Annotated in this window: 23 protein-coding genes; 12 read left to right on the forward strand and 11 right to left on the reverse strand. The window is 69.3% G+C overall.

Annotated features, from left to right (window positions below):
* Positions 1 to 58 precede the first annotated feature (58 nt).
* From K343_RS0113205 to K343_RS0113220, 4 genes are all read right to left on the reverse strand, one after another.
* Positions 59 to 511 (reverse strand): nuclear transport factor 2 family protein, encoded by a 453-nt coding sequence (locus K343_RS0113205; protein ID WP_028008492.1) that lies wholly within the window; start codon positions 509 to 511, stop codon positions 59 to 61.
* 4 nt (positions 512 to 515) lie between these two features.
* Positions 516 to 1445 carry an NAD-dependent epimerase/dehydratase family protein gene (locus K343_RS0113210; RefSeq protein ID WP_028008493.1) on the reverse strand — a complete coding sequence of 310 codons (930 nt, stop codon included), beginning with the start codon at positions 1443 to 1445 and terminating at the stop codon, positions 516 to 518.
* A gap of 11 nt (positions 1446 to 1456) precedes the next feature.
* Complete coding sequence (locus tag K343_RS0113215; protein ID WP_028008494.1) at positions 1457 to 2947, reverse strand: FAD-dependent oxidoreductase; 1491 nt, start codon at positions 2945 to 2947, stop codon at positions 1457 to 1459.
* 123 nt (positions 2948 to 3070) lie between these two features.
* Complete coding sequence (locus tag K343_RS0113220; protein ID WP_028008495.1) at positions 3071 to 3514, reverse strand: nuclear transport factor 2 family protein; 444 nt, start codon at positions 3512 to 3514, stop codon at positions 3071 to 3073.
* 101 nt (positions 3515 to 3615) lie between these two features.
* On the opposite strand from K343_RS0113220, the gene K343_RS0113225 reads away from it, so the two are divergent.
* Positions 3616 to 4260 carry a MarC family protein gene (locus K343_RS0113225; RefSeq protein ID WP_028008496.1) on the forward strand — a complete coding sequence of 215 codons (645 nt, stop codon included), beginning with the start codon at positions 3616 to 3618 and terminating at the stop codon, positions 4258 to 4260.
* A gap of 13 nt (positions 4261 to 4273) precedes the next feature.
* On the opposite strand, the gene K343_RS0113230 is transcribed toward K343_RS0113225, so the two are convergent.
* From K343_RS0113230 to K343_RS0113250, 5 genes are all read right to left on the reverse strand, one after another.
* Positions 4274 to 5041: an SDR family NAD(P)-dependent oxidoreductase gene (locus K343_RS0113230; RefSeq protein WP_043112718.1), complete on the reverse strand. Its 768-nt coding sequence runs from the start codon at positions 5039 to 5041 to the stop codon at positions 4274 to 4276.
* Between the two features lie 86 nt (positions 5042 to 5127).
* The gene (locus tag K343_RS0113235) at positions 5128 to 5898 is read right to left on the reverse strand and encodes an SDR family oxidoreductase (RefSeq protein ID WP_028008498.1); all 771 of its coding nucleotides are present in this window, start codon (positions 5896 to 5898) and stop codon (positions 5128 to 5130) included.
* A gap of 100 nt (positions 5899 to 5998) precedes the next feature.
* Positions 5999 to 7477: a cellulase family glycosylhydrolase gene (locus tag K343_RS0113240; protein WP_028008499.1), complete on the reverse strand. Its 1479-nt coding sequence runs from the start codon at positions 7475 to 7477 to the stop codon at positions 5999 to 6001.
* Positions 7477 to 9126: a hypothetical protein gene (locus K343_RS23490; protein WP_154662565.1), complete on the reverse strand. Its 1650-nt coding sequence runs from the start codon at positions 9124 to 9126 to the stop codon at positions 7477 to 7479. The genes K343_RS0113240 and K343_RS23490 overlap by 1 nt, the downstream gene beginning before the upstream one ends.
* 14 nt (positions 9127 to 9140) lie before the next feature.
* A complete protein-coding gene (locus K343_RS0113250) occupies positions 9141 to 9779 on the reverse strand; it encodes a hypothetical protein (protein WP_028008500.1) in 639 nt (212 codons plus the stop codon).
* Between the two features lie 62 nt (positions 9780 to 9841).
* Here K343_RS0113250 and K343_RS22065 point away from each other — a divergent pair, with 62 nt between their 5' ends.
* The 8 genes from K343_RS22065 (at position 9842) to K343_RS22070 (ending at position 17207) form a co-directional block, all read left to right on the forward strand.
* On the forward strand, positions 9842 to 10903 hold the full coding sequence (locus tag K343_RS22065) for an AraC family transcriptional regulator (protein ID WP_051278364.1): 1062 nt from the start codon (positions 9842 to 9844) through the stop codon (positions 10901 to 10903).
* Between the two features lie 108 nt (positions 10904 to 11011).
* A complete protein-coding gene (locus tag K343_RS0113260; protein ID WP_028008501.1) occupies positions 11012 to 11863 on the forward strand; it encodes an alpha/beta fold hydrolase in 852 nt (283 codons plus the stop codon).
* Between the two features lie 4 nt (positions 11864 to 11867).
* Positions 11868 to 12665, forward strand: coding sequence for a fumarylacetoacetate hydrolase family protein (locus tag K343_RS0113265; protein WP_043112719.1), 798 nt, complete (start codon positions 11868 to 11870; stop codon positions 12663 to 12665).
* A gap of 5 nt (positions 12666 to 12670) precedes the next feature.
* Positions 12671 to 13582 (forward strand): acetaldehyde dehydrogenase (acetylating), encoded by a 912-nt coding sequence (locus K343_RS0113270; protein ID WP_028008503.1) that lies wholly within the window; start codon positions 12671 to 12673, stop codon positions 13580 to 13582.
* A 10-nt stretch (positions 13583 to 13592) separates the two neighbouring features.
* On the forward strand, positions 13593 to 13928 hold the full coding sequence (locus K343_RS0113275; RefSeq protein ID WP_028008504.1) for a hypothetical protein: 336 nt from the start codon (positions 13593 to 13595) through the stop codon (positions 13926 to 13928).
* A 109-nt stretch (positions 13929 to 14037) separates the two neighbouring features.
* Positions 14038 to 15084 carry a 4-hydroxy-2-oxovalerate aldolase gene (gene dmpG, locus K343_RS0113280; protein WP_028008505.1) on the forward strand — a complete coding sequence of 349 codons (1047 nt, stop codon included), beginning with the start codon at positions 14038 to 14040 and terminating at the stop codon, positions 15082 to 15084.
* A 5-nt stretch (positions 15085 to 15089) separates the two neighbouring features.
* Entirely contained in the window at positions 15090 to 16025 is a 936-nt protein-coding gene (locus tag K343_RS0113285) for an oxidoreductase (RefSeq protein WP_028008506.1), read from the forward strand.
* A 117-nt stretch (positions 16026 to 16142) separates the two neighbouring features.
* Entirely contained in the window at positions 16143 to 17207 is a 1065-nt protein-coding gene (locus K343_RS22070) for a serine hydrolase domain-containing protein (RefSeq protein ID WP_028008507.1), read from the forward strand.
* Between the two features lie 40 nt (positions 17208 to 17247).
* On the opposite strand, the gene K343_RS0113295 is transcribed toward K343_RS22070, so the two are convergent.
* On the reverse strand, positions 17248 to 19827 hold the full coding sequence (locus K343_RS0113295) for a neutral/alkaline non-lysosomal ceramidase N-terminal domain-containing protein (RefSeq protein WP_028008508.1): 2580 nt from the start codon (positions 19825 to 19827) through the stop codon (positions 17248 to 17250).
* A 400-nt stretch (positions 19828 to 20227) separates the two neighbouring features.
* Complete coding sequence (locus K343_RS0113300; RefSeq protein WP_028008509.1) at positions 20228 to 21259, reverse strand: aldo/keto reductase; 1032 nt, start codon at positions 21257 to 21259, stop codon at positions 20228 to 20230.
* 481 nt (positions 21260 to 21740) lie between these two features.
* On the opposite strand from K343_RS0113300, the gene K343_RS0113315 reads away from it, so the two are divergent.
* The 3 genes from K343_RS0113315 to K343_RS24095 form a co-directional block, all read left to right on the forward strand.
* Positions 21741 to 22397, forward strand: coding sequence for an alpha/beta hydrolase (locus tag K343_RS0113315; protein WP_028008510.1), 657 nt, complete (start codon positions 21741 to 21743; stop codon positions 22395 to 22397).
* A 100-nt stretch (positions 22398 to 22497) separates the two neighbouring features.
* Positions 22498 to 23406, forward strand: coding sequence for a pseudouridine synthase (locus tag K343_RS0113320; RefSeq protein WP_028008511.1), 909 nt, complete (start codon positions 22498 to 22500; stop codon positions 23404 to 23406).
* A gap of 282 nt (positions 23407 to 23688) precedes the next feature.
* A partial coding sequence (locus tag K343_RS24095) for a transposase (RefSeq protein ID WP_154662567.1) occupies positions 23689 to 23945 on the forward strand: 257 nt, incomplete at its 3' end.

A 23945-nucleotide genomic window follows, 5' to 3' on the forward strand; every position in this document is an offset into this window, starting at 1 on the left:
TCTCGGGATCGCCACGGCCGCGGCGCGGCCTCGCGACGACGGCGCGATCCAGCCTTCGCTAGTCGACAAGCACCTTGAGCCGTTCGAGCCGCGTCTCGGCGATCCGCCAGCCTTGCGCGCCGCGCCGGTAGCGGTCGTGGTAATAGCCCCAGCCCTGCAGCGAGCGGAACGGCAAGGGGCAGCGCGCCGCGTCGATCACCCAGATGCGGTCGTGCAGGGTCCAGCGGCCGCGCGCCTCGTCGGCCGACAGCAGCTCGATCTCCGGCATGCTGGCGCTGTGCACGGTGACCGTGCCGTCGAGCACGGCGAGCGTGTTGCGGACGAAGGCGTCCGGGTCGCGCTGCAGCAGCGACGCATCGCCGTCCGGCGATTCGCTGCGGAAGTCGGTGACGGCGTCGTCGGTGAAGACGCTGCGCAGCAGCGCGGCGTCCTTGCCGTCGACGCCGCGGAAATAACGCGCCTTCAGGCAGCGGATCGCTTCGAGCGCGTCTGCCACTTCGTTCGGGAGCATGGCCTCAGCCCGCCTCGATCATCGCCTTGGCCTGGCGCACGGCCTCGACGATCGCCGGCCGCGCGTCGCCGCGCCGGTAGCCGAGCAGCGCCACCTCGGCGGCATCCGGCTCGTAGTACAGCAGCGTGCCGCGGCCGGCGTAGATCATCGCGTCCGGCAGCAGCGGATGATTCTCGTCGCGCGCCGGCACGACGATGTCCTGTCCGGCGGCGCGGAAGACCGTCGTCATGTAGTCGGCGAAGCTGAGGTTCTCATCGCCGACCAGATAGGCCTTGCCCGATTCGCCGCGCGCGAGCGCCCCGGCGATCGCCTCGCTCAGCGAGCGCGTCGAGATGAAGTTGACGCCGCCGGCCGGCGCGAACACCGGCATCGGCGCCATCTGCCCGAGCGCGTAGCGCGTGTACAGATCGAACATCGGCACTTTCAGGCCCGACACGCGGCCGACCACGAACGGCGCGTTGATCGAGAGCACCTGGAAGTCCGGCGTCGCCAGCGCGCGCACGCCGGCGCAGGCGAGATGGCGCGAGCGCACGTACGACACGCGCTCGACCAGTTCCGGCCGCACCTGCGGATAGAAACTGCCGACGTGCACGGCGCGGCGCACACCGGCGGCGCGGGCGCGTGCGAAGAAGCGCGGCACGCCCTCGACGTTGGCGCGCAGCCAGTGCGCGTCGGCGTCGGCATCGCGCGAGAGATGGCGGATGTCGTTGCCGGCGGCGAACACCAGCGTGTCGAAGCCGGCGAGCCGCGACGGCGGGAAGCCCTCGCCGCTGATGTAATCGCCTTCGATGAACGGCAGCGCGGCCAGCGCGCTGCCGGGCTGCGGCGGACGGCGCGCGGCGATCGTCACGCGATGGCCGAGCGACTGCAGGTGCAGCGCGACGTGGCCGCCGATCAGGCCGGTCCCGCCGACCACGAGAACATCGTCTGTCATGGCGCCTCCTTTCAAACCCCGTTGCGCAGCGCGGCGCTGCGTCCGGCCTGACGCCCGAAGAACGTCGCGTCGGCGAGCGACAGCCCGGAGCTGTAGCCGGCGCCCCAGCGCGGCAGGCCGCTGGTCGTGCGGCCCGCGGCGTAGAGCCCCGGCACCGGCGCGCGGCCGGCATCGAGCACCTCGCCGCCCGGCCGCGTGTCGATGCCGCCGAGCGTGAACGTGAAGTAGGTGCAGTAGTCGATGCGGCAGTCGAGCGCGACGAACGGCGGCTGCGTCAGCGGCTTGAGCCACTTCGGCTGCTTGTGGAACAACGGGTCGGCGCCGCGCGCCGCATGCGCGTTGTAGAGCTCGACGGTGCCGGTCAGCGCGCCGGCCGGCAGTTCGAGATCGCGCTCGACTTCCGCCCAGCTGTCGCCGGCAGTGGCGATGCGGATGCGCGCGAAGTCGCTGAACTCCGGCTCCTTGAAGATCTCGCCGTCGGCGAGCAGATAGAAGCGCGTGCCCGGCTGCTGCAGGATCGCCTGCGCGGTGCGGCCGTGATAGCCGTCCTCGTTGATGAAGCGCTGGCCCTGCTCGTTGACGAAGATGCCGCGGATCAGCGATTCCGGCGGATACCAGGGCAGTGTCACGAAGCCCTCGTTCATGTGGATCGCATGGCCACCGACGCTCTGCGCCAGATGAATGCCGGCGCCGTCGTCGACGGTGCCGATCGGCGTGTTGGCGCGCAGCAGCTGCGGCGCGTGCTGCTGCAGCATGGCCCGGTTCATGATGAAACCGCCGGCGCAGAGGATCACGCCGCGGCGCGCGCGCACGAAGCGGTCGCGGCCGTCGCGGCGCACGACCAGGCCCATCACGCGGTTGGCGTCGTCGGCGATCAGCGCGACCGCGCGCGCATCGCAGCGGACATCGACGCCGAGCGCTTGCACGCGCGCGGCGAGCACGTCCATCAGATACTTGCCGCCGCCCATGCCCATCCACTGCGGCGTGTGGCCGCGCGGACAGGGCCGCGCCCGCTCGCGGAACGGCCGGGCTTCCTCGCTGCCGCTCCAGATCAGGCAATCGTCGCTGACCGGCTCGACGATGCGCTGCGGGATGAAGGAGTTCTTGTAGACCACGCCCTGCGCGACCAGCCACTCGTAGTGCGCGAGGCTCTGCCCGGCGTAGAGCCGGCACTTGTCGGCGTCGGCGTCCGGGCCGCCGGCCATCAGCAGGTACTGGTACAGATCCTCGGTGTCGTCGGTGAAGCCGGCGCTGCGCTGGATCGGCGTGCCGCCGCTGCCGCCGAGGTAGATCTCGCCGCCGGACAGCGCCGAAGTACCGCCGTGGCCGGAGCCGGCTTCGAACAGCGTCACCTTCACGCCGAGTCCGGCCGCTTCGATCGCGCTGCTGGCGCCGGCGGCGCCGAAGCCGACGATCGCGACCTCGGTCTCCAGATCCCAGCGCGGCACCTCGTGCGGACGGCACGGACGATGACGCGAATACGGGGCGGGCGCCTCGCTCATGCGGTTTCTCCTCTCGGGCCTGCCAGTGCGGCGTCGGCGCGCCGTCTCGAATAGGCGCAGCCTAGTGGCTGGCTGGCGCGCAAAAATCGCTCAAGCGGATGAGGTGAGCGCCGCGCGCGGTCTTCAGCGCGGCAGCTCGTAGAGCAGATGGTGGCCGAGCTCGCCGAGCAGGTCGGTGCGCAGGACGCGCTCGACGAAGTGCCAGCCAGCCGCGTCGCGCGCGAAGCGGTCCTCGTAGCGGCCGGCGATGATGGCCTGCAGCGGCAGGCGCTCGACGGCCTGGAACACGGTATAGCGCGACCGGGCCCGCGCGCCGGCAGCGCCGGCGTCGATCTCGACGCGCACATTGCTGACCAGGTGCTGCGTGCGCGGCGTGCCGTCCGCGTAGCGCCGCGCGCTGGCCTCGTACAGGGCCCGCACCGCCTCGGCGCCTTCGTAGGCCAGCCCGAGCGCCGGCGCGACAATGCGGCCGCGCGCGAACAGGGCGCCGATCGCGGCGAAGTCGCCGTCATCCATGTGCTCGGCATAGCGATACAGCAGATGCTCGATCGCACGCGTGTCGTCCATGCCCGTCTCCCCGTCTTCCACGGCGTCCGCTACGCAGCCCGACGCCGATTCGCTACAGTCCGGCCATTGCCGCCGATCCCGCGCCCGACCCCGGAATTCCCATGAGCCTGCTGCTGAGCGGCCTGCACACGCTGATCGGCCTGATCGTCATCGTCAACCCGCTGCTCGGCGTCTCGGCGATCGCCACGCTCACGGCCGGCGACAGCCGCGCGCACCGGGCGCTGACCGCGCGCTACGCGGCGATGACGATCGCCGTGGTCCTGATCGTCTCGGCGCTGGCCGGCGAATTCCTGCTCGCGCTGTTCGGCATCAGCATCCCCGAGTTCAAGGTCGGCGGCGGCATCCTGATCCTGCTGATGGCGATCGCCATGCTCAACGCCAGCCCCGGCAACACGCGCCAGACGCCCGAGGAACAGAGCGAGGCGCAGGACAAGCGCCAGGTCGGCGTCGTGCCGCTCGGCATCCCGCTGCTCGCCGGCCCCGGCGCGATCAGCGCCGCGATCATCTATGCGCAGAAATCCGGCGGCCCGCTCGGCATGGCGGTGCTGCTCGTCGACATCCTCATCGTCGCGCTGCTGACCTGGCTGGCGATGCGCTCCAGCGACGTCCTGACGAACCTCATCGGCCAGACCGGCCTCAACATCGCGACCCGCATCATGGGCCTGATCCTGTCGGCGATCGCGATCGGCTTCATCGCCTCGGGACTGCTGGTGCTGTTCCCGGTGCTCGGCAGCCCGGCGCACTGAGCGGTCCGCGCGCTCAGCGCAGCCGCGCCCCGCCGTCGACGCCCAGCACCTGGCCGTTGATCCAGGCGCCGTCGTCCGACATCAGCATCGCCACCATCGCCGCGATGTCCTCGGAACGACCGAGGCGCGGGCTGCGCGTGATCGCCAGCGTCGCCAGCCGCAGATCCTCGGGAAAGTGGTCGCGCAACTGCTCGGTGAGCACCAGGCCGGGCGCGATCGCGTTGGCGCGCACGCCGGCCTTGCCCCAGCGCGTCGCGACGTGCCGCATCAGCGCCTGCAGGCCGCTCTTGCTGACGGCGTACGACACGCGCGTCGGCTCGCCCATGTCGGCGGCGCCGGAGCTGGTATAGACGATCGCGCCGCCGCCGCGCGCGAGCAGCGCCGGCAGCGCGGCGCGCGTGCACAGCAGATGGCCGCGCAGATTGACGCGCAGCGTGCGGTCGAAGATGTCCAGCGGCACGTCCAGCGCGTCGGTGTCGTCGAGCAGCGCGCGCATGTCGGCGGCGTTGACGTGAATGCCGTCGAGACCGCCCCATTCGCGCACCGCGGCCTGCACCAGCGCAGCGACGCTGGCCTCGTCGGCGATGTCGCAGTGCTGGCCGCGCGCCGTGCCGCCGTCGGCGACGATGCGCGCCGCGACGCGCTCGGCGGCGCCGCCGTCGAGATCGCCGACCAGCACGGCCGCGCCCTCATCGGCCAGACGCCGCGCCGTTTCCGCGCCGATGCCGGAGCCGCCACCGGCGACGATCATCACCTTGCCTGCCAGCCTGCGCATCGCCATGTCTCCCGCTGCCTTGCGGCGATCCGCCGCGCGTTCACGTCCGGGCCTGCGCGCCGGCGTCGATCCGGCCGCTGCCCGGCCGGCGTTCAGCCGTCCCGGTTCGCGGTCGCCGCGTCGAGGAAGGCCGGCCGCTCGCCGCCGCCGTGCAGCACGAGGTTGGTGCCGGACAGATAGGCGGCAGCGTCCGAGGCCAGCCAGGCGCAGGCCTCGCCGATGTCGGCCGGCGTCGCCAGGCGCCCGAGCGGAATCGTCCGCGCGACCGCCGCGACGCCGGCTTCGTCGCCGAAATGCAGATCGGCGTGCTCGGTCAGCACCGGCCCGGGGCTGACGGCGACGACGCGCGTCTTCGGTGCCCACTCGACGGCCAGCGTCTGCACGAGATTCAGCACGCCGGCCTTGGCGGCACCGTAAGCGGCGGTGCCCGGCGAGGCGCGCAGGCCGCTGACGCTGCCGATGAAGACGATGACGCCGCCGCGCGGCTGCGCCTGCATCATCGCGTTGGCCTTCTGCGCCAGGTGCAGCGGCGCCAGCAGGTTCAGCTGGATGATCTTCTCGTGCAGGCGCGGCGAGGCCTTGTCGGCCATCGCGAACGGCGCGCCGCCGGCGTTGTTGACGAGCACGTCGAGGCGGCCGTGGCGCTGCGCGATCTGCGCGAACAGCGCCTCGACTGCCGCCGCATCGCGCACGTCGGCGGCGACGAACTCGGCGCGGCGGCCGTCGACCTCCGGCAGCGCGTCCGGCGCCTCACGGCCGCAGACGACGACCGCATCGCCCTGCGCCAGGAAACGCTCGCTGATGCCGCGGCCGACGCCCTTGGCGCCGCCGGTGACGAGCACGGTTCTCGGTGATTGCGCCATCCTCTTTCTGCAGCCTCGGCGAGTGTTCCCGCGCACTGTACGCAGCCGCGGCGGTGCCGGCCTCATCTCTCTGAACGAGCCGGCCGCGCAGGGCCGGCGCTCAGGCGTCGGGCGGCCGCAGCCTGAGGATCACGGCGCCGGCGCCGGGCAGGGCCTGCACGCCGAGCACGGCCGCGCCTTCGGCGGAGACGACGCGCCCGCCGCTGAGTTCGAGCCGATAGCCAGCGGGGTACTGGCGCGGCGCCGTGAACACGAGCGTCGGGGCGGACAGCGCGGGATCCGGCGTGTAGCGCAGCTCGAACGTGCGGCGGTCCGGATCGTAGCCGTAGTGCTCGGGCGTGCCGGCGACAGCCATCGGATAGGGCTCGGACAGCACGTCGAGCTTGGCGCCGCGCAGCGTGCGGTTGTCGTCGTCGTCGTCGAACAGGCCGCCGTCGCCGGCGCCGCCGGGCACGTCGACCCAGTCCTTGTAACCCCAGTACATCCAGCCGATGCGGCGGCTGTCGGCGAGCGCGATCAGGCGCCGGATCTGATGCAGATCCTGGGTGTCGCCGAATTCGTTGAACAGCGGCGGCGCCGCCATGCGCGCCGCGGTGGCCTCGGCGTTATCGAAAACCCGGCCGTCGAGCGCCGGGCAAAGGCCGTAAGCCGGCGCCTGCGATTCCTGATCCGGCTGGCCGGTGAGGATCGCCGGCAGGCAGTACGCATGAAAGGCAAAGCCGACCGCGCCGATCCCCGCCGGCGGCGCGGCCAGCCAGGACGACACGCTGAAGTCGAAGAAGATGTGCGGCTCGTACCAGACGATGCCGTCGGCATCTTCCGCTCGCACCGCCGCCGCGAGCTTGTCCTGCAAAGGTTGCAGCGACAGCCGATCGAACTGCGGGCAACCGGCCGGCTGCGAGCAGAGCAGGTTCTGCGTGCCGGCCGCCGGCTCGTTGAACAGGTCGTAGCCGGCCAGCTGGGCGCGATAGGGCCGAAGGGCAACGACGATCTGCCGCCAGGCGTCGGCAAAGGCGTCCTGGATTCCGTCGCGGTTGGCGTACAGGTTGTCGAACGCGCGGGCGGCGGCGAGGTTGTAGAGGTTCAGCGCGCCCGCGTCGGGCACAGCCGGCAGCCCGTCGGTCAAGGTCGCCCAGTCGGGAAAGCCGGCGCCGAGGGTCTGCTCGTTGTAGAGATCCTGATGAAACTCCGGCATCACGAACAAGCCCTGCTCGGCGATCAGCCGCGCCTGTCGCAGGTACTGGGCCAGATAGGCGGCGTCGTACTGTCCGCGCTCCGGTTCGAGCCCCTTCCAGAACCAGGCCAGACGGACCGCGTTGAAGCCGGCGTCGCGTATCAGCCGCACATCGTCCGCAGTGAAACTCTCCGGCGGCGGATAGTACGGCGCGGTTTTGTGCGCGAGCTGCAGGCCGTGCAGGATCACGACCCGGCCCTGCTGGTCGCGCAGCCAGCGGCCGTCCGCGCGCAGCGGCCCGGTCGAGCGCGACAGCATGTCGGCCGCCGCCGGCGCGTCGGACGACCCGCAGCCGGCCGCGCCGAGGATCAGGGCCGCGGCCGCCGCGGCGCGGCACCACCGCATCACGGGCTTTCGAACTGCCATCCGAACTCCGTGATCGTGATCCGGGTGCTGGTGCCGCGCAGCGTGACGCCGGTGTGGCGCTGGTCTTTCAGATAGCGCTGGATGAACTGCCGCGATTTCGCCGGCAGCGTGTCGAGCGCGGCCAGAGTCTCGGCCGGCACTTCGATGTCGCCGCTGAAACGGCGCGACATCGCGCCGAGACCGCGGCCGGCCGGCAGCTGGCGGATGGTGTCGACGGTGTGCAGGATCAGATCGAGATGCTGATCCGGCGCGAACCAGATGCGCAGCGCCTGCGGCGGGCAGTAGAAGTTGAAATCGGGCAGCTCGCCGGCCCAGTCGTCATCGCCGCTGACCGTCGCGTGCGCGGCCAGCGCGGCGAGCTGGTCCATGTTGCGGGAGAAGTACGCGTCTTCGCTCGGCGCGGCGTCGTCCAGCGAGCTGTCGTACGGCCGGTTGTCGAGCAGCACGCCGCGCAGCGGCCGGTCGGTGCGAGTGAAGGCCCAATGCGAGGCGTCCAGGTCCTGGTAGTCCTTCTCCCAGTAGCCGGTATGGCCCGCGGCGTCCTCGCCTTCGACGCGCAGGATGCGGTGCGCCATGTCGACGCCGACCTTGTGCACGCTGATGTTCTGCGTGATCGCGCCGCGGATCTTCGGCTGCCGCTGCCAGTCGAAGGTCGGCAGCTGGATCGCCGGATTGCTGACGCCGCGCTGGTCTTCGTAGGAATAGTCGAAGAACAGGCCGTCGTCGCCGCATAGATCGAAATCGTAGTTGCGCGTGTAGAGATCGCCGTAGCGATTGACGGTGAAGATCGTCGAACCGCTGGCCGACAGATTCACGCCGCGGAACTGGCCGCGTCGCGGGCCGCACATTTCGTAGCTGCCGTCGGGCGGCAGCCAGGGATCGTTGAGGGTGTAGCGCTGGCCGTCTGCGCGCAGCGACCAGATGTGCGACACCTTGCCGTTGCCGACCGCGTGCAGGTTGTCGGCGGGATCGGTCCAGTGCACGTCCTCGGCGGGCGAAATCACGGTCCAGCTCCAGGCCCGGTAGTCCGGCGGCAGCTGGTAGCCGAGACCCAGCCACAGCGGCGCGCCCCAGCGCGACGACCAGTTGAAACGCGCGTAGTCCTTGAGCGCGTTGTCCATGCCGTAGATGCCGCCGTCGGCACGGATGGCGATCAGCTCGTCGTCGTCCGCGGCGATGCCGATCACGGTGCCGGCGAGGCATGACGGCATCGTCACCGCGACCCACGGCTGGTGGATGCCGGTGACGGCGGTGTTCGACTTGAACCAGACCTTGCCGTCGCGCAGCGCGAACTGGTAGCGACGGTTGAAGGTCTCGGTGTCCGTGCGCAGGAAGACCTGTTCCGGCAGGTCCGCGGGGCCGCTGCCGACGGCATCGGCGGCCAGACCGTTGCCGAGGTCCGGGCCGGTCGCCTCGGGCCGGGTATCGTCTTCCCGGCCCAGCGCGCCTTCGAGTCCGATCGTGCCGACCGGGATGCACGGCAGCAGCACGGCGGACGGGTCCGGCTGCGGCATGAACGGCGTATCCGGCCACGGCATGGCCGGGGGATCGCTCGCCGACGTTTCGCTGCGCCCGCAGGCACCGAGCGTCAGCAGCACGGGAAGCAGGACCGCCAGCGCTTTTTTCATCGACAGGCTCCGCATCACAGCCAGCCCAGCAGGCCGCCGAACAGCAACAGGCTCGCCGCGACCACGCCGCCGAGCGCGGCGACGGCCTTGAGCTGCTGGCGCGTGTCCGGCAGGTCGTGGACCCAGTAGGCCACCAGGAAGAACGGCAGGTAGCCGATGACGAACACGAGATAGGGAAAGCCGCGATTCCAGTAACGGTATTCCCAGGTGAGCGCCCCGATGGCGTTGAGCCAGCACTCGACCGCCACCGCCAGCGCCGAATTCAGCGCGGCGAAGAACAGCCGGTTGTTGATGCCGAGAATCCTGAGCCGCGGGTCGGCCGGCAGCAGCAGCAGCGAGCTCACGCCCATGACCGCGAACATCAGGCAGATCTCGACGTTGAGGCCGATCAGGATCAGGTAGGCCGTGTCGCCGGGCGCGCCCCAGACCGGCGCGTACTGCGTGAAATGGAAGACCAGGCCGTTCCAGATTTCGTTGATCCAGTCCATGAACCAGAACGCCAGACCGCCCAGCACGACCGGCCACCGGCGCGCGCGAACCTGCTCCGCGTAGACATACACGACGATCAGCAGCAGGGGGATGACGTACCACTTGAAGTGCGTCGGATCGCGCAGGAGACCCAGCGCGCGCGCAGCGGATTCGGCGGATATCATGAGGACCGGGGAGAACAAAATAGATGCGCGGTATTTTTCCGTCGCCACGCCAAGCTGCGGTAATGACGGCCGGCCAGATCCTTAGGCACAACGGCCAGTCGGTGCTCGGCTCGGTATCGGCGGCTTATGTCCAGGCGCTGCTCGATACGGCCGCGGCGCGCGGCGTCGAGCGCGGCCGGCTTGCGGCCGAAGCCGGCATCGAAATGCGGCATCTCGACGATCCCGCCTGGCGTCTCGACCTCAACGGTCTGCTGCGTTTGTTCGACCTCGCGCGCCACGCCGGCGGCGACGACCTGATCGGCCTGCACATGGGCATGCAGGTGCGGCCGCGTACCTTCAGCGCGCTCGGCTACGCTGCCATGAGCTGCAACACGCTCGGCGAAGCGGTGGCATTGATCCCGCGCTACGAAAGCCTGGTCTACGACGGCGGCAGCACGGTGGTGAGCACCAGCGGCGGACGGGTGCGGCTGGCCTGGCGCTCCGGCATGCCGGACGGCGAGCGCATGCGCCCGGTCAACGAAGCGATCGTCGCCGGCTGGCTCAGCTTCGGGCGCTGGATCACCGGCATCCGCGGCGAGATCCGCGAAGCCTGCTTCCAGCACCGGCGGCCGGCCGGCGGGAACGAGTACGAGCGCCTGTTCGGCTGCCCGGTGCGCTTCAATGCCGAAGACAACGCCCTGAGCTTCGACATCGCGCTGCTGGCGACGCCGCTGGTCCAGCACGACGCGCAATTGCGCCTGCTGATGGAGCAAAGGGCGCGCGAACAGCTGCAGCAGATTCACGGCGCGCAACTGACGCCGCGCGTGGTCGTGGCCATCCGCCAGCGCCTGCCGCAGCGGGCGCCGACGGCTTCGGAGATCGCGCAGGCGCTGGACCTGAGCGAGCGCAGCCTGCGCCGCCGACTGCAGGCCGAGCGCGTGTCGTTCGGCGATCTGCTCGTGCAGGTGCGTCGCGAACTGGCGCTGCACTACCTCGCCCAGCCGGATCTGGGCCTGTCCGAAATCACGCTGCTGCTGGGTTACGGCGAGCAGAGCTCCTTCACCGCCGCATTCAAGAGCTGGCTCGGCCTGCCACCGGGCGAATACCGGCAACGGCATTTCGCGAGCCCAGCGCACGGCGGATAGCCATCGCGCCCGCAGCGCGGGCGCCAGAGCGCTCACCCGAAAGGACGAAGAGTACGGAGCCTCGCTTGCGGGACCATGCCGGCCACACGTGCCGCCAAGGCCAGGACGATGAACGCCCCCGCGCAAAACACCCCCAGCAAGCCGGTGCCCGAAGGCCGGTACGCGCAGCTGCCGAACGGCTATCGCATCCACTACCTCGACGAAGGCCAGGGTCCGGTCGTCGTGTTCCTGCACGGCTCCGGTTCCGGCGCCTGCGGCTACTCGAACTTCAAGGGCAACTACCGCGAGCTGGTCGCCGCCGGTTACCGCGTGATCCTGCCGGACCTGATCGGCTACGGCTATTCGGACAAGCCGGACGACGTCGAGTACCCGCTGTCGTTCTTCATCGAATGCGTGAAGCAGACGCTCGATCAGATCGGCGTCTCTAAGGTCACGCTGATCGGCAACTCGCTGGGCGGCGCGATCGCGCTCGGCTACGCGCTCGACTATCCGCAGCAGGTCGAGAAGCTGGTACTGATGGCGCCGGGCGGCGTCGAGGACCAGCCGGACTACTTCAAGATGCCGGCGATGGCGTTCATGAAGGAAGTGTTCATGTCGGCGGCGCCGGTGACGCCGGAACGCCTGCGCTACTTCATGGAAAACGCGCTGGTCCACGACAAGTCGCTGATCGACGATGCGCTGGTCGCCGAGCGCCACGCGCTGATGCGCCTGCAGAACCCGCAGGTCGTCAAGACGATGAAGGTGCCGAACATGACGTCGCGCCTCGGCGAAATCCGCTGCCCGGCACTCGGCTTCTGGGGCATCAACGAGAAGATGATGCCGGAGACCGGCATCCTCAAGCTCGCCAAGGGCATTCCCAATCTGCGCATGATCACGGTGCCGAACTGCGGGCACTGGGTGATGGTCGAGCATCGCGATTTCTTCAATCGCATGGTCGCCGACTTCCTGCGGAACGGCTGACGCGATGGCCCTGCCGCAGACGTCCATCGTCGCGCTCGGCGACGAGCTGTATACCGCGCTGCGCGCGCGCCGCACGATCGCGCCGCTGTCGGGCCGCGTCGATGGCATCGACATCGACGACGCCTACAACATCTCGCTGCACTTCCTGCACCGCCGCCTCGCCGACGGCGAGAAGCTGATCGGCAAGAAGATCGGCGTCACCAGCAAGCCGGTGCAGGACATGCTCGGCGTGCACCAGCCGGACTTCGGCTTCCTGACCGACCGCATGCAGGTGAAGAACGGCGCCGTCGTCAGCCTCAAAGGCAGCGGCCTGATCCAGCCGCGCGCAGAAGGCGAGATCGCCTTCGTGCTGAAGAAGGATCTCAAGGGGCCGGGCGTCACCGAGGATCAGGTGCTCGACGCCACCGACTACGTGCTGCCTTGCTTCGAGATCGTCGATTCGCGCATCGACGACTGGAAGATCCGGATCCAGGACACCGTCGCCGACAACGCCTCGTGCGGCGTGTTCGTGGTCGGCGATGATCGCGTCAAGCCGCACGCGCTCGATCTCGCCGCGGTGAAGATGGACATCACCAAGAACGGCGCGCACGCCGCGTCCGGCATCGGCGCCGCCGTGCAGGGCCATCCGGCCACCGCGGTCGCCTGGCTCGCCAACACGCTCGGCCGCTACGGCATTCCGTTCCTGAAGGGCGAAATCATCCTGTCCGGTTCGCTGGCGCCGCTGCTGCCGGCGGTGCCGGGCGACCGCTTCCACCTGACGCTCGCCGGCATCGGCGAAGCGGCTATCGGCTTCGAGGCTTAAACCAGATGTCCAAGATCAAGTGCGCCATCATCGGCCCGGGCAACATCGGCACCGACCTGCTCTACAAGCTGCGCCGCTCGAAGGTGCTCGAACCGGTGTGGATGGTCGGCGTCGACCCGAGCTCGGAAGGTCTGGCGCGGGCGCGTGAGTACGGCCTGAAGACGACCGACCAGGGCGTCGACGGCCTGGTGCCGCACGTCAAGGCCGATGGCGTGCAGATCGCCTTCGACGCGACCAGCGCCTACGTGCACAAGGACAATTCCGACAAGCTCAATGCGCTCGGCGTGATGATGATCGATCTCACGCCGGCGGCGATCGGCCCGTACTGCGTGCCGCCGATCAATCTGAAAGAGCACGCCGGCAAGCGCGAGATGAACGTCAACATGGTCACCTGCGGCGGCCAGGCGACGATCCCGATGGTCTACGCCGTGTCGCGCGTGCAGAAGGTGAAGTACGCCGAGATCATCGCCACGGTGTCATCGAAGTCGGTCGGCCCCGGCACGCGCAAGAACATCGACGAGTTCACGCGCACCACGGCCGGCGCGGTCGCCAGGGTCGGCGGCGCCGATCAGGGCAAGGCCATCATCGTCATCAACCCGGCCGAACCGCCGATGATCATGCGCGACACCATCCACTGCCTGACGGTCGACGAACCGAAGCAGAAGGAGATCGAACAGTCGGTGCGCGACATGGTCGCCGAAGTGCAGAAGTACGTGCCGGGCTACCGGCTCGTCAACGGCCCGGTGTTCGACGGCCATCGCGTGACCAGCTTCATGCAGGTCGAAGGGCTGGGCGACTTCCTGCCGAAGTACGCCGGCAATCTCGACATCATGACCGCGAGCGCGACGCGCACCGCCGAGATGTTCGCCGAGGAAATCCTCGCCGGGCGCCTCTCGCTCGACGCCGTCGCGGCCTGAGCGCGCGGCGATGCGTATTCCGATCGAGCAGCGCATGCTCCAGGCCGATGCTCTGTGGCGGCGCGGCGACACGCTGCGGGCAGCCGGCGATGGCGCCGGTGCCTACCGCCTCTACACCGAGGCGCACGATCTGATCATGGACTGCCCTTCGCTGCACGAGCGCGCGCACCGCAAGCTGGGCCTGGTATCGGCACGGCACGGCCATCGCGGCGAGCGACTGACCGACCGTCTGCTCGTGTGGCTGGCGCCGCTTGGCGTGTTCGAGCTAATCGCGATGGCGCAGCGTTCGAGCGTGACGTTCGCTGCCGCCTGCAGACGACGGCTCGCCGCAGCGCAGCACACATAAAGATTTTTCCGGCCGCGGATGACACGAATTCCACGCAGCGGCAGCGATCGGCAACCACGCCGCCGTCTGCCGTGAACGCCGCGGCCCAGCGCACTCAATGGAGTCAGCCATGAATCTCAAGGGCATCAAGATCAAAGTGCATGACATGTCGCTGCGCGACGGCATGCACCCGAAGCGTCACCAGATCACGATCGAGCAGATGAAGACCATCGCCAAGGGTCTCGACGAGGCCGGCGTGCCGCTGATCGAGGTCACTCACGGCGACGGCCTCGGCGGCGCGTCGGTCAACTACGGCTTTCCGGCGGCCAGCGACGAGGAATACCTGCGCGCGGTGATTCCGCTGCTCCATCAGGCCAAGGTCTCGGCGCTGCTGCTGCCGGGCATCGGCACCGTCGATCACCTGAAGATGGCGGCGGACTGCGGCGTGACGACGATCCGCGTCGCCACGCACTGCACGGAAGCCGATGTTTCCGAGCAGCACATCAGCCTCGGCCGCAAGATGGGCCTCGACACCGTCGGCTTCCTGATGATGGCGCACATGATCGAGCCGGCACAGCTGGTCGAGCAGGCCAAGCTAATGGAAAGCTACGGCGCCAACTGTATCTACGCGACCGATTCGGCCGGCTACATGCTGCCGGACGATGTTACGGCGCGCACCGGCGCGCTGCGCGACGCGCTCAAGCCGGAAACCGAGATCGGCTTCCACGGCCACCACAACCTGTCGATGGGTGTCGCCAACTCGATCGCCGCGGTCGCCGCCGGCGCGCGGCGCATCGACTGCGCCTGCGGCGGCATGGGCGCCGGTGCCGGCAACACGCCGATGGAAGTGTTCGTGGCCGTGTGCAACCGTATGGGCATTGAGACCGGCGTCGACGTGTTCAAGGTCAGCGACGTCGCCGAGGATCTGGTCACGCCGATCATGGACTTCCCGGTGCGCATCGACCGCAACTCGCTGACGCTCGGCTACGCCGGCGTCTATTCGAGCTTCCTGCTGTTCGCCAAACGCGCCGAAGCCAAGTACGGCGTGCCGGCGCGCGAGATCCTGCTCGAACTCGGCCGCCAGAAGATGGTCGGCGGCCAGGAAGACATGATCGAGGACACCGCGATCACCATGGCCCGCGAGCGCGGCTTGCTGAAGACGGCCAGCGCGGCCTGAAGCACATGGCCGGCTGGTCGACCGCGGACATCCCGCCGCTGCATGGACGCCGCGCGCTCGTCACCGGCGGCGCCGCGGGGCTCGGCTTCGAGGTCGCGCGCACGCTGGCGGCGGCCGGCGCCGAGGTGCTGATCGCCGACCGCAACGTCGCCGGCGGCGAAGCCGCCGCGCGGCAGCTCGCGACCGGCGGCGGCCGCGCCCGCTTCGCGGCACTCGATCTCGGCGATCTGGAATCGGTGCGCCGTTTCGCCGCCGACGTCAGCGCCGACGAGCGGCCGCTCGACATCCTCGTCAACAACGCCGGGCTGCTGCCGCGCCTCGACCGCGCCACCACGCGCGACGGCTTCGAGCTGAAGTTCGGCGTCAGCCATCTCGGCCACCACGCCCTGACCGGCCTGCTGCTGCCGGCACTGCTGCGCAGCGGGCAGGCGCGCGTGGTCAGCGTGTCGAGCATCGTCCATCGCCACGCGGCGATCGACTTCGGCGATCTGCAGGCCGAGCACCGCTACGAAGGCCAGCGCGCCTACGGCCAGACCAAGCTCGCCTGTTTGATGTACGCGCTGGCGCTGCAGCGGCGCGCGCAGGCCGCAGGCTGGCCGCTGGCCAGCCTCGCCGCGCATCCCGGCGTCGCCCGCACGGCGATCGGCGAAGCGCGCATGACCGAACCGAGCCGGCGCTGGCGCGACCGCGTCGAAGTGCTGCTGTATCGCGCGACGATGCGCTGGGGCGGCCAGTCCGCGGCCGAGGGTGCGCTGCCGCTGCTGTACGCGGCGACCGACCCGCGCGCGCGCGGCGGCGGCTTTTACGGTCCGCGCGGCCTCGGCGAACTGCGCGGCGCACCGGTCCAGGTGCAGCCGGCTCGGCATGCGCAGGACAACGCTGTCCAGGATCGCCTCTGGCAGATTTCCGAGGCGCTGACCGGGGTCCGCTACCCGGCGTAAGCGCGGTCTTTCCAGGTCCTGGCACGTTTGTCGCTGTCCGAGCGGCAGCGCGCGTCGGTTTGCGTTCAGCCAGCCTCCGCTAGAGTCGCGCGCCCGCCTTTCGGAAGGATCCGCCCCATGCGCGCCAAGACGCTGCTGTCCGCCGTTGCCATCGCCACCATGCTGCTGCTCGGTGCCTGCGGCGGCGGCAACGGCGATGCCGAACCACCCTACGACTGGTCGGCGCTGTCGACGACGCTCGACGGCTTCGTCGGCGACGGCGACAGCCAGGTCAAGGGCTACAACTTCGCGCTCGCCGTCGGCGGCCACCTGCGCTACAGCCGCGCCGGCGGCGACATGGCGGCCGATGCGGTGATCCCGATCGCCTCGGCGAGCAAGGCGCCGTCGGCGACCGTGATCCTGTCGCTGGTCAAGGATGGGGTCCTCGACCTCGATACGCCGGTCGCCGACTACATCGGCGACGTCATCGACTGGCCGCTCGCCAAGAGCGACATCACCCTGCGCATGCTGCTGAACCACACCTCGGGTCTGCCGTTCAGCACGCCGTGCATGGACAACGACAACACCACGCTGCAGGACTGCACGCAGGAGATCGCCAACGCGACGCTGAACTCGCTGCCCGGCCGGCGCTTCGGCTACAGCGGCGCCGGCTATCAGGTCGCCGGCTTCGTGGCCGCGCACGTCAGCGGCAAATCCTGGCAGACGCTGGTCCAGGAGCGCCTCGCCGGCCCGCTCGGCATGAGCACCCTCAGTTACGGCGACACGCAGAACCCGCGCATCGGCGGCGGCGCCGTCGCCAGTGCCACGGATTACCTGAAGTTCGCGCAGCTGTATCTGAACGGCGGCAAGGTCGGCAACACGCAGATCATCAGCAGCGCGCAGGTCGAGACCGCCAAGACCAGCCAGGTCCAGGGCCTGCCCGTCTATTACACGCCGGTGCCGGACGGCAGCGGCCTGAACGGCTACAGCTTCGGCTGGTGGATCTCGGATGCAGCGGAACATCCGGGCAGCGCCGGGCCGGAACTCAGCGATCCGGGCCTGCTCGGCACGACGCCGTGGCTCGACTTCGATCAGCGCTACGCCGCTGTCGTGCTGATCACGAGCACCACCGACAACGGCGTGGCGATCTGGCACGCCGTGCGTCCGGACATCCTCGCGCAGCTCAATCCGGCACAGCCCTGAGGCGTGCGGCCGGATCTCGCCGGGCCCGCGCCGCGCCGCCTCAGGGACAGCGCGCCGGCGTGCCCTCGATCGCGAAACTGCGGCTGACGCCCTCGTACGGCACCGGTGCCGCATCGGCCGACGCGCGCGACACGCCGACATGGCGGATGCGATACGTGCCGGCCGCGGTGTTCGCCGGCACGCGCCAGATCGCTTCGGCGGTCGAGCCGGCCGAGACGTGCAGCAGGCGCGACACCGGATCGGGTTTGCCGTGCCACACGAACGACAGCTCCGGGTCCTTGTCGGTGGCGACCACGGTCCAGCCGCCGGCCGCGTCCTGGCGCTCGACGTAGAGATACGAGGCCATCGTCCGCAGGTCGTTGCCGGGGTAGCCGGCGACGAAGCTGACGTCGACGGTATCGCCCTGCGCATAGCTCGCCTGCGCGTCGCTGGCGATCTTGCCGAACTCGGCGTTCGTGTCGATGGTGACCGGTGAGGCGTCGCCGGGTGCAAGCGCATCCGGCGCGATGCCCTCCGGCGCCGGTTCGCCGGCCGCCATCGTCAGCGCCAGCCGACGCGCCTCCTGCTGCACGGCGGCGAGCTGCCAGGGCCCGAAGTAGGTCGAGGCGCCCTCGTAGAGCTGCGCGGTGTATTCCTCGCGCGTCGCCATGTAGTCGAAGTAGGCGTTGGCGAGGCCGGCGATGACGACGGTGTCGACGCCGGCCGGCGCCAGCGCGTCGAGCACGGTCTGGCGCAGGCGGCGCCCGGCCATCGTCGTCGTTTCCCACGGAATGCCGAGGATCGCGAGATTGCCGATGCGCAGGATCTGGATCGGCGCCGGCGTCGTGGTCGCCGGCGCGAGCGGTGGCTTCTCGGCCTGGCAGTCGTTCTGCGGCAGCTGCGCCTCGGTCGCGCACAGCAGCGGCGTGAGGATGTCGTAGGCGAGCACGCCGGGGAACGGAATCGTCAACGGCCGCACGACGTCGAGATCGGCGATCACCGACTGCGTGCCGTTGAAGATGCCGTTGTAGTGATGGCGCACCGCGTCCCAGTACGGCACCGGCGCGACGTTGGCGCAGGCGTAGCCGGCCGCGCCGAGGTCCGGCGCGTTGGCGCCGCCGGCGAGCTTGCTGACGCCGACCGCGCCGGCGCAGGTGCGTTTGGGCTCGTCGGCATAGAGCGAGGCCGGCAGGTCCGGATAGTTCAGCGACGTGGCGAGCGCCGGATCGTCGACCGTGATCGCGGTCATGTCGACGTAGAAGAATCGGTAGTCGACCGGACCGCTCAAAGCGCTGCCCTGCGCGTACTGCTTCAGGGCCTGCGCGAGCTGCTTGGTGCCGCTCAGAACCGTCGCCTTCTGCATGCCGAGCGCGTAGCCCGGCTGGTCGAGGTCGTAGGGATCGTCGGTGCCATGGCGGAAGCGGTACGGCACGCCCTGTCCGGGCCCGTCCTTGCCGTCCATATCCTTGTCGAACACGAACAGGTCCGGGATCGAGTTGCCCTCGTCGGACTGCGCGAACGCGGCGACGAAGTTGTCGCTGCCATCGGGCCCGCTTTCGGTGTCCGGCACGTAGCGCGTGCCCATCATCCGCTCGAAGCTCAGGCCGGCCCAGCCCTTGCTGTCGCTGGAGATCAGCAGCTCGTGATTGCCCATCGTCGTCGGGTGCACGCCGAACCAGTTGATGACGCCGGCGGCGCTACCGTTGCCACGCACCAGGCTCAGCTGCAGGAAGCGCTTGTCGACGTCGACTTCATGGCCGTCGGCGTCGACATACTGCGCACGCTCGGCCGGCGAGTTCTGCATGTAGGCCGGCGGATCGCGGCTGCGGTTGGCATTCAGCAGCTCGCCGATCGACATGCGGATCGGCGCGCTGGCCGGATGCGCCTCGAGGTTGGCGTGCGCGCGGCGGATCGCCTGCACGATGCCGTCGACCATCACCTTGAAGTTGTCGGCGTCGTACGGACTGGTGCTCAGCACCAGCGATTGCACGTAGTTGTAGACGTCGTTGATGAACTGCGGCGTGCCGGCCGGCAGATTCGGCAGCACCGTCTCGTCACCGTAGCCGCCGGGCGCCGAATGCGTGTGCGTCGCCGAAATCATCACGTTGTCCGGACCGTAGTACTGGCTCAGCAACGGATCGGCGGCGATCGCCTTCATTACCTCCTGGTGCTCCAGCGCGGTCACGAACGCGTGGTCGTCGGAGACGAACACCACGCGCTTGCCGTTGCACGGCGAGGCGATCGCGAAGGCCCGCGCGTACAGGCGGGTGTGGATGCCGTTCTGCGCCTGCGGCGGCAGCACCATGCCGGCGAGGTCGGCGTGCCCGGTCGCGTCGCCGCCGATCGGACCGGTGACGTCGTAGAGGCCGCTGCCGAAGCGGAAGCCCTCGTTGCCGCGACAGCCGTCGTCCGGCTGCGCACCGACGTTCTGGCGCGGCGTCTCCAGCGGGCCGGGCGCATCGGGCTGATGGCTGTCGGTGTAGGCGACGCCGTTGACGACGAGGTCCGGCGTACTGCCGACGGCGAGCGCCGGACTGTCCAGCACGCATTGCGCGGCGGCCGGCAGCATCGTGGCCGACGCTTCGCCCTGCGCGTCGTGCGACGCGCGCCCGCAGGCGGCGACGAGCGCGAGCAGCGACAAGCCGGCCAGCGTGCATCCCCGACGACGCCAATCCCCAGGGAACCGCTGAGAAAGTTCCGTCGTCGTGGCGAGGCGCCGCAGGCGACCAAGCCATCCAGCGGCGCACGACGCAAGTGGCATCTCCGGATCGCCACGGTCGCTGCGCGACCTCGCGATGACGGAGTGATTCAGACCTTCCCCAGCGATCATGCAAGCACCCGCCCCCAACGGATGTTCGCGCAACGTGCGACGACGGTTCGACTTTATGACGCGGGGATGACGGCCGTGAAGGCGATGCGGCGCGCAGGGCTATGTTTACTACTGCGCATCGCGCGAGACGCGATGCGGCGACGCAAAGAAACAGTGCGCCGCCCGCGGCGATGCCCGCGGACGGCGCACGATGCGCAAGGCGCGTGCGTGCTTACCAGTGCGTCGGCTTCGGATTGCGCTCGTCGAAGCCCATCTGGTGCCAGTACGGATAGACCGGCGTGCGGCGGCTGACGGCGTCGAGGCGGCCGACCTGCTCGCTCGTGAGCTGCCAGCCGACCGCGCCGAGGTTCTGCTTGAGCTGCTCCTCGTTGCGCGCACCGATCACCAGATTGGCGACGCTCGGCCGCTGCAGCAGCCAGTTCAGCGCGACCTGCGCGACCGTCTTGCCGGTCTCGGCGGCGAGCTCGTCGAGCACGTCGACGACGCGATACAGGTCTTCGTCGGCGACCGGCGGACCGCCGGCCTCGCCACCCTGCGCGATGCGACCCGCCTGCGGCGGCTGGCCACGGCGCAGCTTGCCGGTCAGGCGGCCCCAGCCGAGCGGGCTCCAGACCATCGTGCCGAGACCCTGGTCGAGCGCGAGCGGCATCAGCTCCCACTCGTAGTCGCGGCCGAGCAGCGAGTAGTAGCCCTGATAGGCGACGTGACGCGACCAGCCGTGGCGATCCGACGCGGCCAGCGACTTCATCACCTGCCAGCCGGAGAAGTTCGAGCAGCCGAAGTAGCGGATCTTGCCGGCGCGCACCAGGCCCTCCAGCGTCGACAGCGTTTCCTCGACCGGCGTCAGCGCGTCGAAGCCGTGCATGAAGTAGAGGTCGATGTAATCGGTGCCGAGGCGCTTGAGGCTGGCCTCGCAGGCGCGGATCAGGTGATGGCGCGACGAGCCCTTGTCGTTCGGACCATCGCCCATCGTGAACGTGGCCTTGGTCGAGATCAGCACGCGCTCGCGGCGCCCTTTGAGCGCCTGGCCGAGAATCTCCTCGGACGCGCCGCGCGAATAGACGTCGGCGGTGTCGAAGAAGTTGAGCCCGGACTCCAGGCAGACGTCGACCAGACGGCTCGCTTCCTTGACGTCGGTCGCGCCCCACTTGCTGAACATCTCGCCGACGCCGCCGAACGTGCCGGTGCCGAGGCTGAGCACCGGCACCTTCAGTCCGGAGCGGCCGAGTTGTCTGTATTCCATGATCCTTTCCTTCTTTGCGCTTGGGGGATTTCGGGGTGTGCCGGCCCGGCTTGTACCGAGCGGTAACACGGGCGAGTTTACACGAGCCGACGCCGCGTTCCGGGCGTACCGGACACTCGCGCCAGGTCTGCACCGCAGCCGACCGAACATCAGGTCCGCCGCTATCGCATCGAAACCATCGGCGCGGCGATCAAGCCGAGGATCGATGCCGCCGACGCACCGCTTGCCCAGGTCGCCGCCACGATCTGCGCCTTCGTCCTGCTGACGCAGGGGCCGTACACGATCCGCTCGCACGCCCAGAAAACTCCGAGCTCAGGATCGACGCCAGGGCCGGCGCGATCCGACGCGTGCGGCAGAAGATCAGGATGGGCATCATGTCGGCGCGCAGCCAACTGCAGATCGTCGATCCGGCGAACGCGCAGCAAGGCGTCAGACAGACCCAGCTGGCCCGGAACCAGCGCCCGTCGTTTCGGAAGATCGCATGAAAGCCTGGTTCGCCCTCTTGCTCAGTCTCGTCGCCGCTCCGGCTTTCGCGCAGAAAGTCGTCACCGCGTTCCCGTCGACGACCGATCCGGCCGCGACGTATCTCATCTATCTGCATGGCCGGGTCGTCGAGAATCTCGGGCCGCGCCCGACAGATTCGAGCTTTGGCCTGTACGACTACCCGGCCATCCTCGAGACCCTTGCCGGCAAGGGTGCTACGGTCATTTCCGCTCAGCGAAGACCCAATACCGACGTCAATGAGTACGCCGGTCTCGTCATTGCTCAGATCGAGGCGGCGATTCGCAGCGGCGTTCCCCCCGAGCACATCGTCGTCGTCGGCTTCTCCAAGGGCGGAGATATCGCCATTCATGTTTCCAGCTTCCTGCGTCGACCGCAGGTGCGTTTCGTACTGCTTGCCGCATGCTGGCCGCGACCGGGCGAACCTCAACTTCGCTTGACCGGCCGGGTTCTATCCATCTACGAGACCAGCGACACGCTTGCCGGCAACAGCTGCGCGCCGCTTGCTCAGCACCCGGAGAAACCGCAGTCCTTTGAAGAAATATCCATCTCCACGGGCCGGTCGCATGGCGCGTTCTACACGCCGATGAAAGAATGGACAGAGCCTGTGCTGGCTTGGATTCATAAGGGCGGCTGATGCAGGCCTTGGGGCCGACGGACATGGCCCGCCACGGCTCCGTGCCGGGGTCTCCCCGGCCACGCAATTTCTCGTCGGTGCGTGCGATCATCAGCGCGTGATGACATCCCCGCCTGCGCCGCTGCCGGTCCGCGACGGCGTCGGCCCGAGCTACGTGCTCCTGCCGGCCGGCGCCTGGCCGAACATGCTCGCCTTTCTGATCGAACGCTTCCCGGCGATCGATGCGCTTGCCTGGCGCTCGCGCATGGCGCGCGGCCTGGTGCTCGACGACGCCGGCCTGCGCGTCGCGCCCGACACGCCGTACCGCGCCGGCGCCACGCTCTGGTACTACCGCGAGCTCGAATCCGAACCCGAGATCCCGTTCGAGGCCGAGCTGCTGTACCGCGACGAGCACCTGCTGATCGCCGACAAGCCGCACTTCCTGCCGGTCCTGCCGTCGGGACGCTTCGTGCAGCAGACGCTGCTCGTGCGCCTGAAGAAGCAGCTCGGCCTCGCCGAGCTGTCGCCGCTGCATCGCATCGACCGCGGCACCGCCGGACTCGTCGCGTTCTCGGTGCAGGCGGCGACGCGCGGCGCCTACCAGCGCCTGTTCGCGACGCGCAGCGTCGACAAGCGCTACGAGGCGCTCGCGCCGCTCGTCGCCGGCCTCGCCTTTCCGTTCACGCGCCGCTCGCGACTGGTCGCCGGCGAGCCGTTCTTCCGCATGCGCGAAGCCGCCGGCGAGGCGAACAGCGAAACCGTCTTCGAGAGTGCGACGCCGCGCGGCGGGCACGCGCTTTACCGCCTGCGTCCGGTCACCGGCAAGAAGCACCAGCTGCGCGTGCACCTCGCCGCGCTCGGCGCACCGATCGTCAACGACAGCTTCTATCCGCAGCTGACCGACGATCCGGCGGGCAGCGATTTTTCGCAGCCGCTGCAGCTGCTGGCGAAGGAGCTGGCGTTCACCGATCCGCTCAGCGGCCGGCGGCACGTGTTCACAAGCGGACGACGCCTTTCGTTCGGCGACTAGCCTGCGCCGGGCAGGCGGAGTCCGCCGGGGGAGGTGGGCCGTTTTGACGTGCAGCACAGCTCCCCTCGCGCCGGCGCAGCGCTGCCGGATCGCTTCGTCGCCGCGCTCCGCGCCATGACGCGGGTTTCTCTGCCTGCGCACACCCGTCACGCCGCAACGAAGAAAGGCCCGCAGACGCGGGCCTTTCTTCTGCAGCAGACGAAACGATCGGGACGCGCTAGGGCCTGTCATCAATTGATTAAATCAGCGAAGCTTGTTGCTTCTTGGCACCGCTGACCATCGATGACTCGCCGCTACGGACTACGAGACGATCAATGGGCTCGCATCGAGCCTCTGCTTCCGGGCCGTGTGGGCCATGTCGGGGTGACCGCCAAGGACAACCGGCGGTTTGTTGAAGCGGTGCTGTATCGGTATCGCGCCGGGATTCCTTGGCGCGATCTTCCCGAACGCTTTGGTGACTTCCGCGTGATCCACCTGCGGCACACGCGCTGGAGTCGATCCGGTGTCTGGCAGCGGGTGTTCGAAGCCTTGTCCGCCGA

The organism is Solimonas flava DSM 18980 (assembly GCF_000426685.1).
Taxonomy (GTDB): Bacteria; Pseudomonadota; Gammaproteobacteria; order Nevskiales; family Nevskiaceae; genus Solimonas; species Solimonas flava.

Bases quoted from the DNA above. Each gene is read 5' to 3' on its own strand.
- K343_RS0113205 (WP_028008492.1), bottom strand. From the start codon at position 511: ATGCTCCCGAACGAAGTGGCAGACGCGCTCGAAGCGATCCGCTGCCTG.
- K343_RS0113210 (WP_028008493.1), bottom strand. From the start codon at position 1,445: ATGACAGACGATGTTCTCGTGGTCGGCGGGACCGGCCTGATCGGCGGC.
- K343_RS0113215 (WP_028008494.1), bottom strand. From the start codon at position 2,947: ATGAGCGAGGCGCCCGCCCCGTATTCGCGTCATCGTCCGTGCCGTCCG.
- K343_RS0113220 (WP_028008495.1), bottom strand. From the start codon at position 3,514: ATGGACGACACGCGTGCGATCGAGCATCTGCTGTATCGCTATGCCGAG.
- K343_RS0113225 (WP_028008496.1), top strand. From the start codon at position 3,616: ATGAGCCTGCTGCTGAGCGGCCTGCACACGCTGATCGGCCTGATCGTC.
- K343_RS0113230 (WP_043112718.1), bottom strand. From the start codon at position 5,041: ATGGCGATGCGCAGGCTGGCAGGCAAGGTGATGATCGTCGCCGGTGGC.
- K343_RS0113235 (WP_028008498.1), bottom strand. From the start codon at position 5,898: ATGGCGCAATCACCGAGAACCGTGCTCGTCACCGGCGGCGCCAAGGGC.
- K343_RS0113240 (WP_028008499.1), bottom strand. From the start codon at position 7,477: ATGCGGTGGTGCCGCGCCGCGGCGGCCGCGGCCCTGATCCTCGGCGCG.
- K343_RS23490 (WP_154662565.1), bottom strand. From the start codon at position 9,126: ATGAAAAAAGCGCTGGCGGTCCTGCTTCCCGTGCTGCTGACGCTCGGT.
- K343_RS0113250 (WP_028008500.1), bottom strand. From the start codon at position 9,779: ATGATATCCGCCGAATCCGCTGCGCGCGCGCTGGGTCTCCTGCGCGAT.
- K343_RS22065 (WP_051278364.1), top strand. From the start codon at position 9,842: ATGACGGCCGGCCAGATCCTTAGGCACAACGGCCAGTCGGTGCTCGGC.
- K343_RS0113260 (WP_028008501.1), top strand. From the start codon at position 11,012: ATGAACGCCCCCGCGCAAAACACCCCCAGCAAGCCGGTGCCCGAAGGC.
- K343_RS0113265 (WP_043112719.1), top strand. From the start codon at position 11,868: ATGGCCCTGCCGCAGACGTCCATCGTCGCGCTCGGCGACGAGCTGTAT.
- K343_RS0113270 (WP_028008503.1), top strand. From the start codon at position 12,671: ATGTCCAAGATCAAGTGCGCCATCATCGGCCCGGGCAACATCGGCACC.
- K343_RS0113275 (WP_028008504.1), top strand. From the start codon at position 13,593: ATGCGTATTCCGATCGAGCAGCGCATGCTCCAGGCCGATGCTCTGTGG.
- dmpG (WP_028008505.1), top strand. From the start codon at position 14,038: ATGAATCTCAAGGGCATCAAGATCAAAGTGCATGACATGTCGCTGCGC.
- K343_RS0113285 (WP_028008506.1), top strand. From the start codon at position 15,090: ATGGCCGGCTGGTCGACCGCGGACATCCCGCCGCTGCATGGACGCCGC.
- K343_RS22070 (WP_028008507.1), top strand. From the start codon at position 16,143: ATGCGCGCCAAGACGCTGCTGTCCGCCGTTGCCATCGCCACCATGCTG.
- K343_RS0113300 (WP_028008509.1), bottom strand. From the start codon at position 21,259: ATGGAATACAGACAACTCGGCCGCTCCGGACTGAAGGTGCCGGTGCTC.
- K343_RS0113315 (WP_028008510.1), top strand. From the start codon at position 21,741: ATGAAAGCCTGGTTCGCCCTCTTGCTCAGTCTCGTCGCCGCTCCGGCT.
- K343_RS0113320 (WP_028008511.1), top strand. From the start codon at position 22,498: ATGACATCCCCGCCTGCGCCGCTGCCGGTCCGCGACGGCGTCGGCCCG.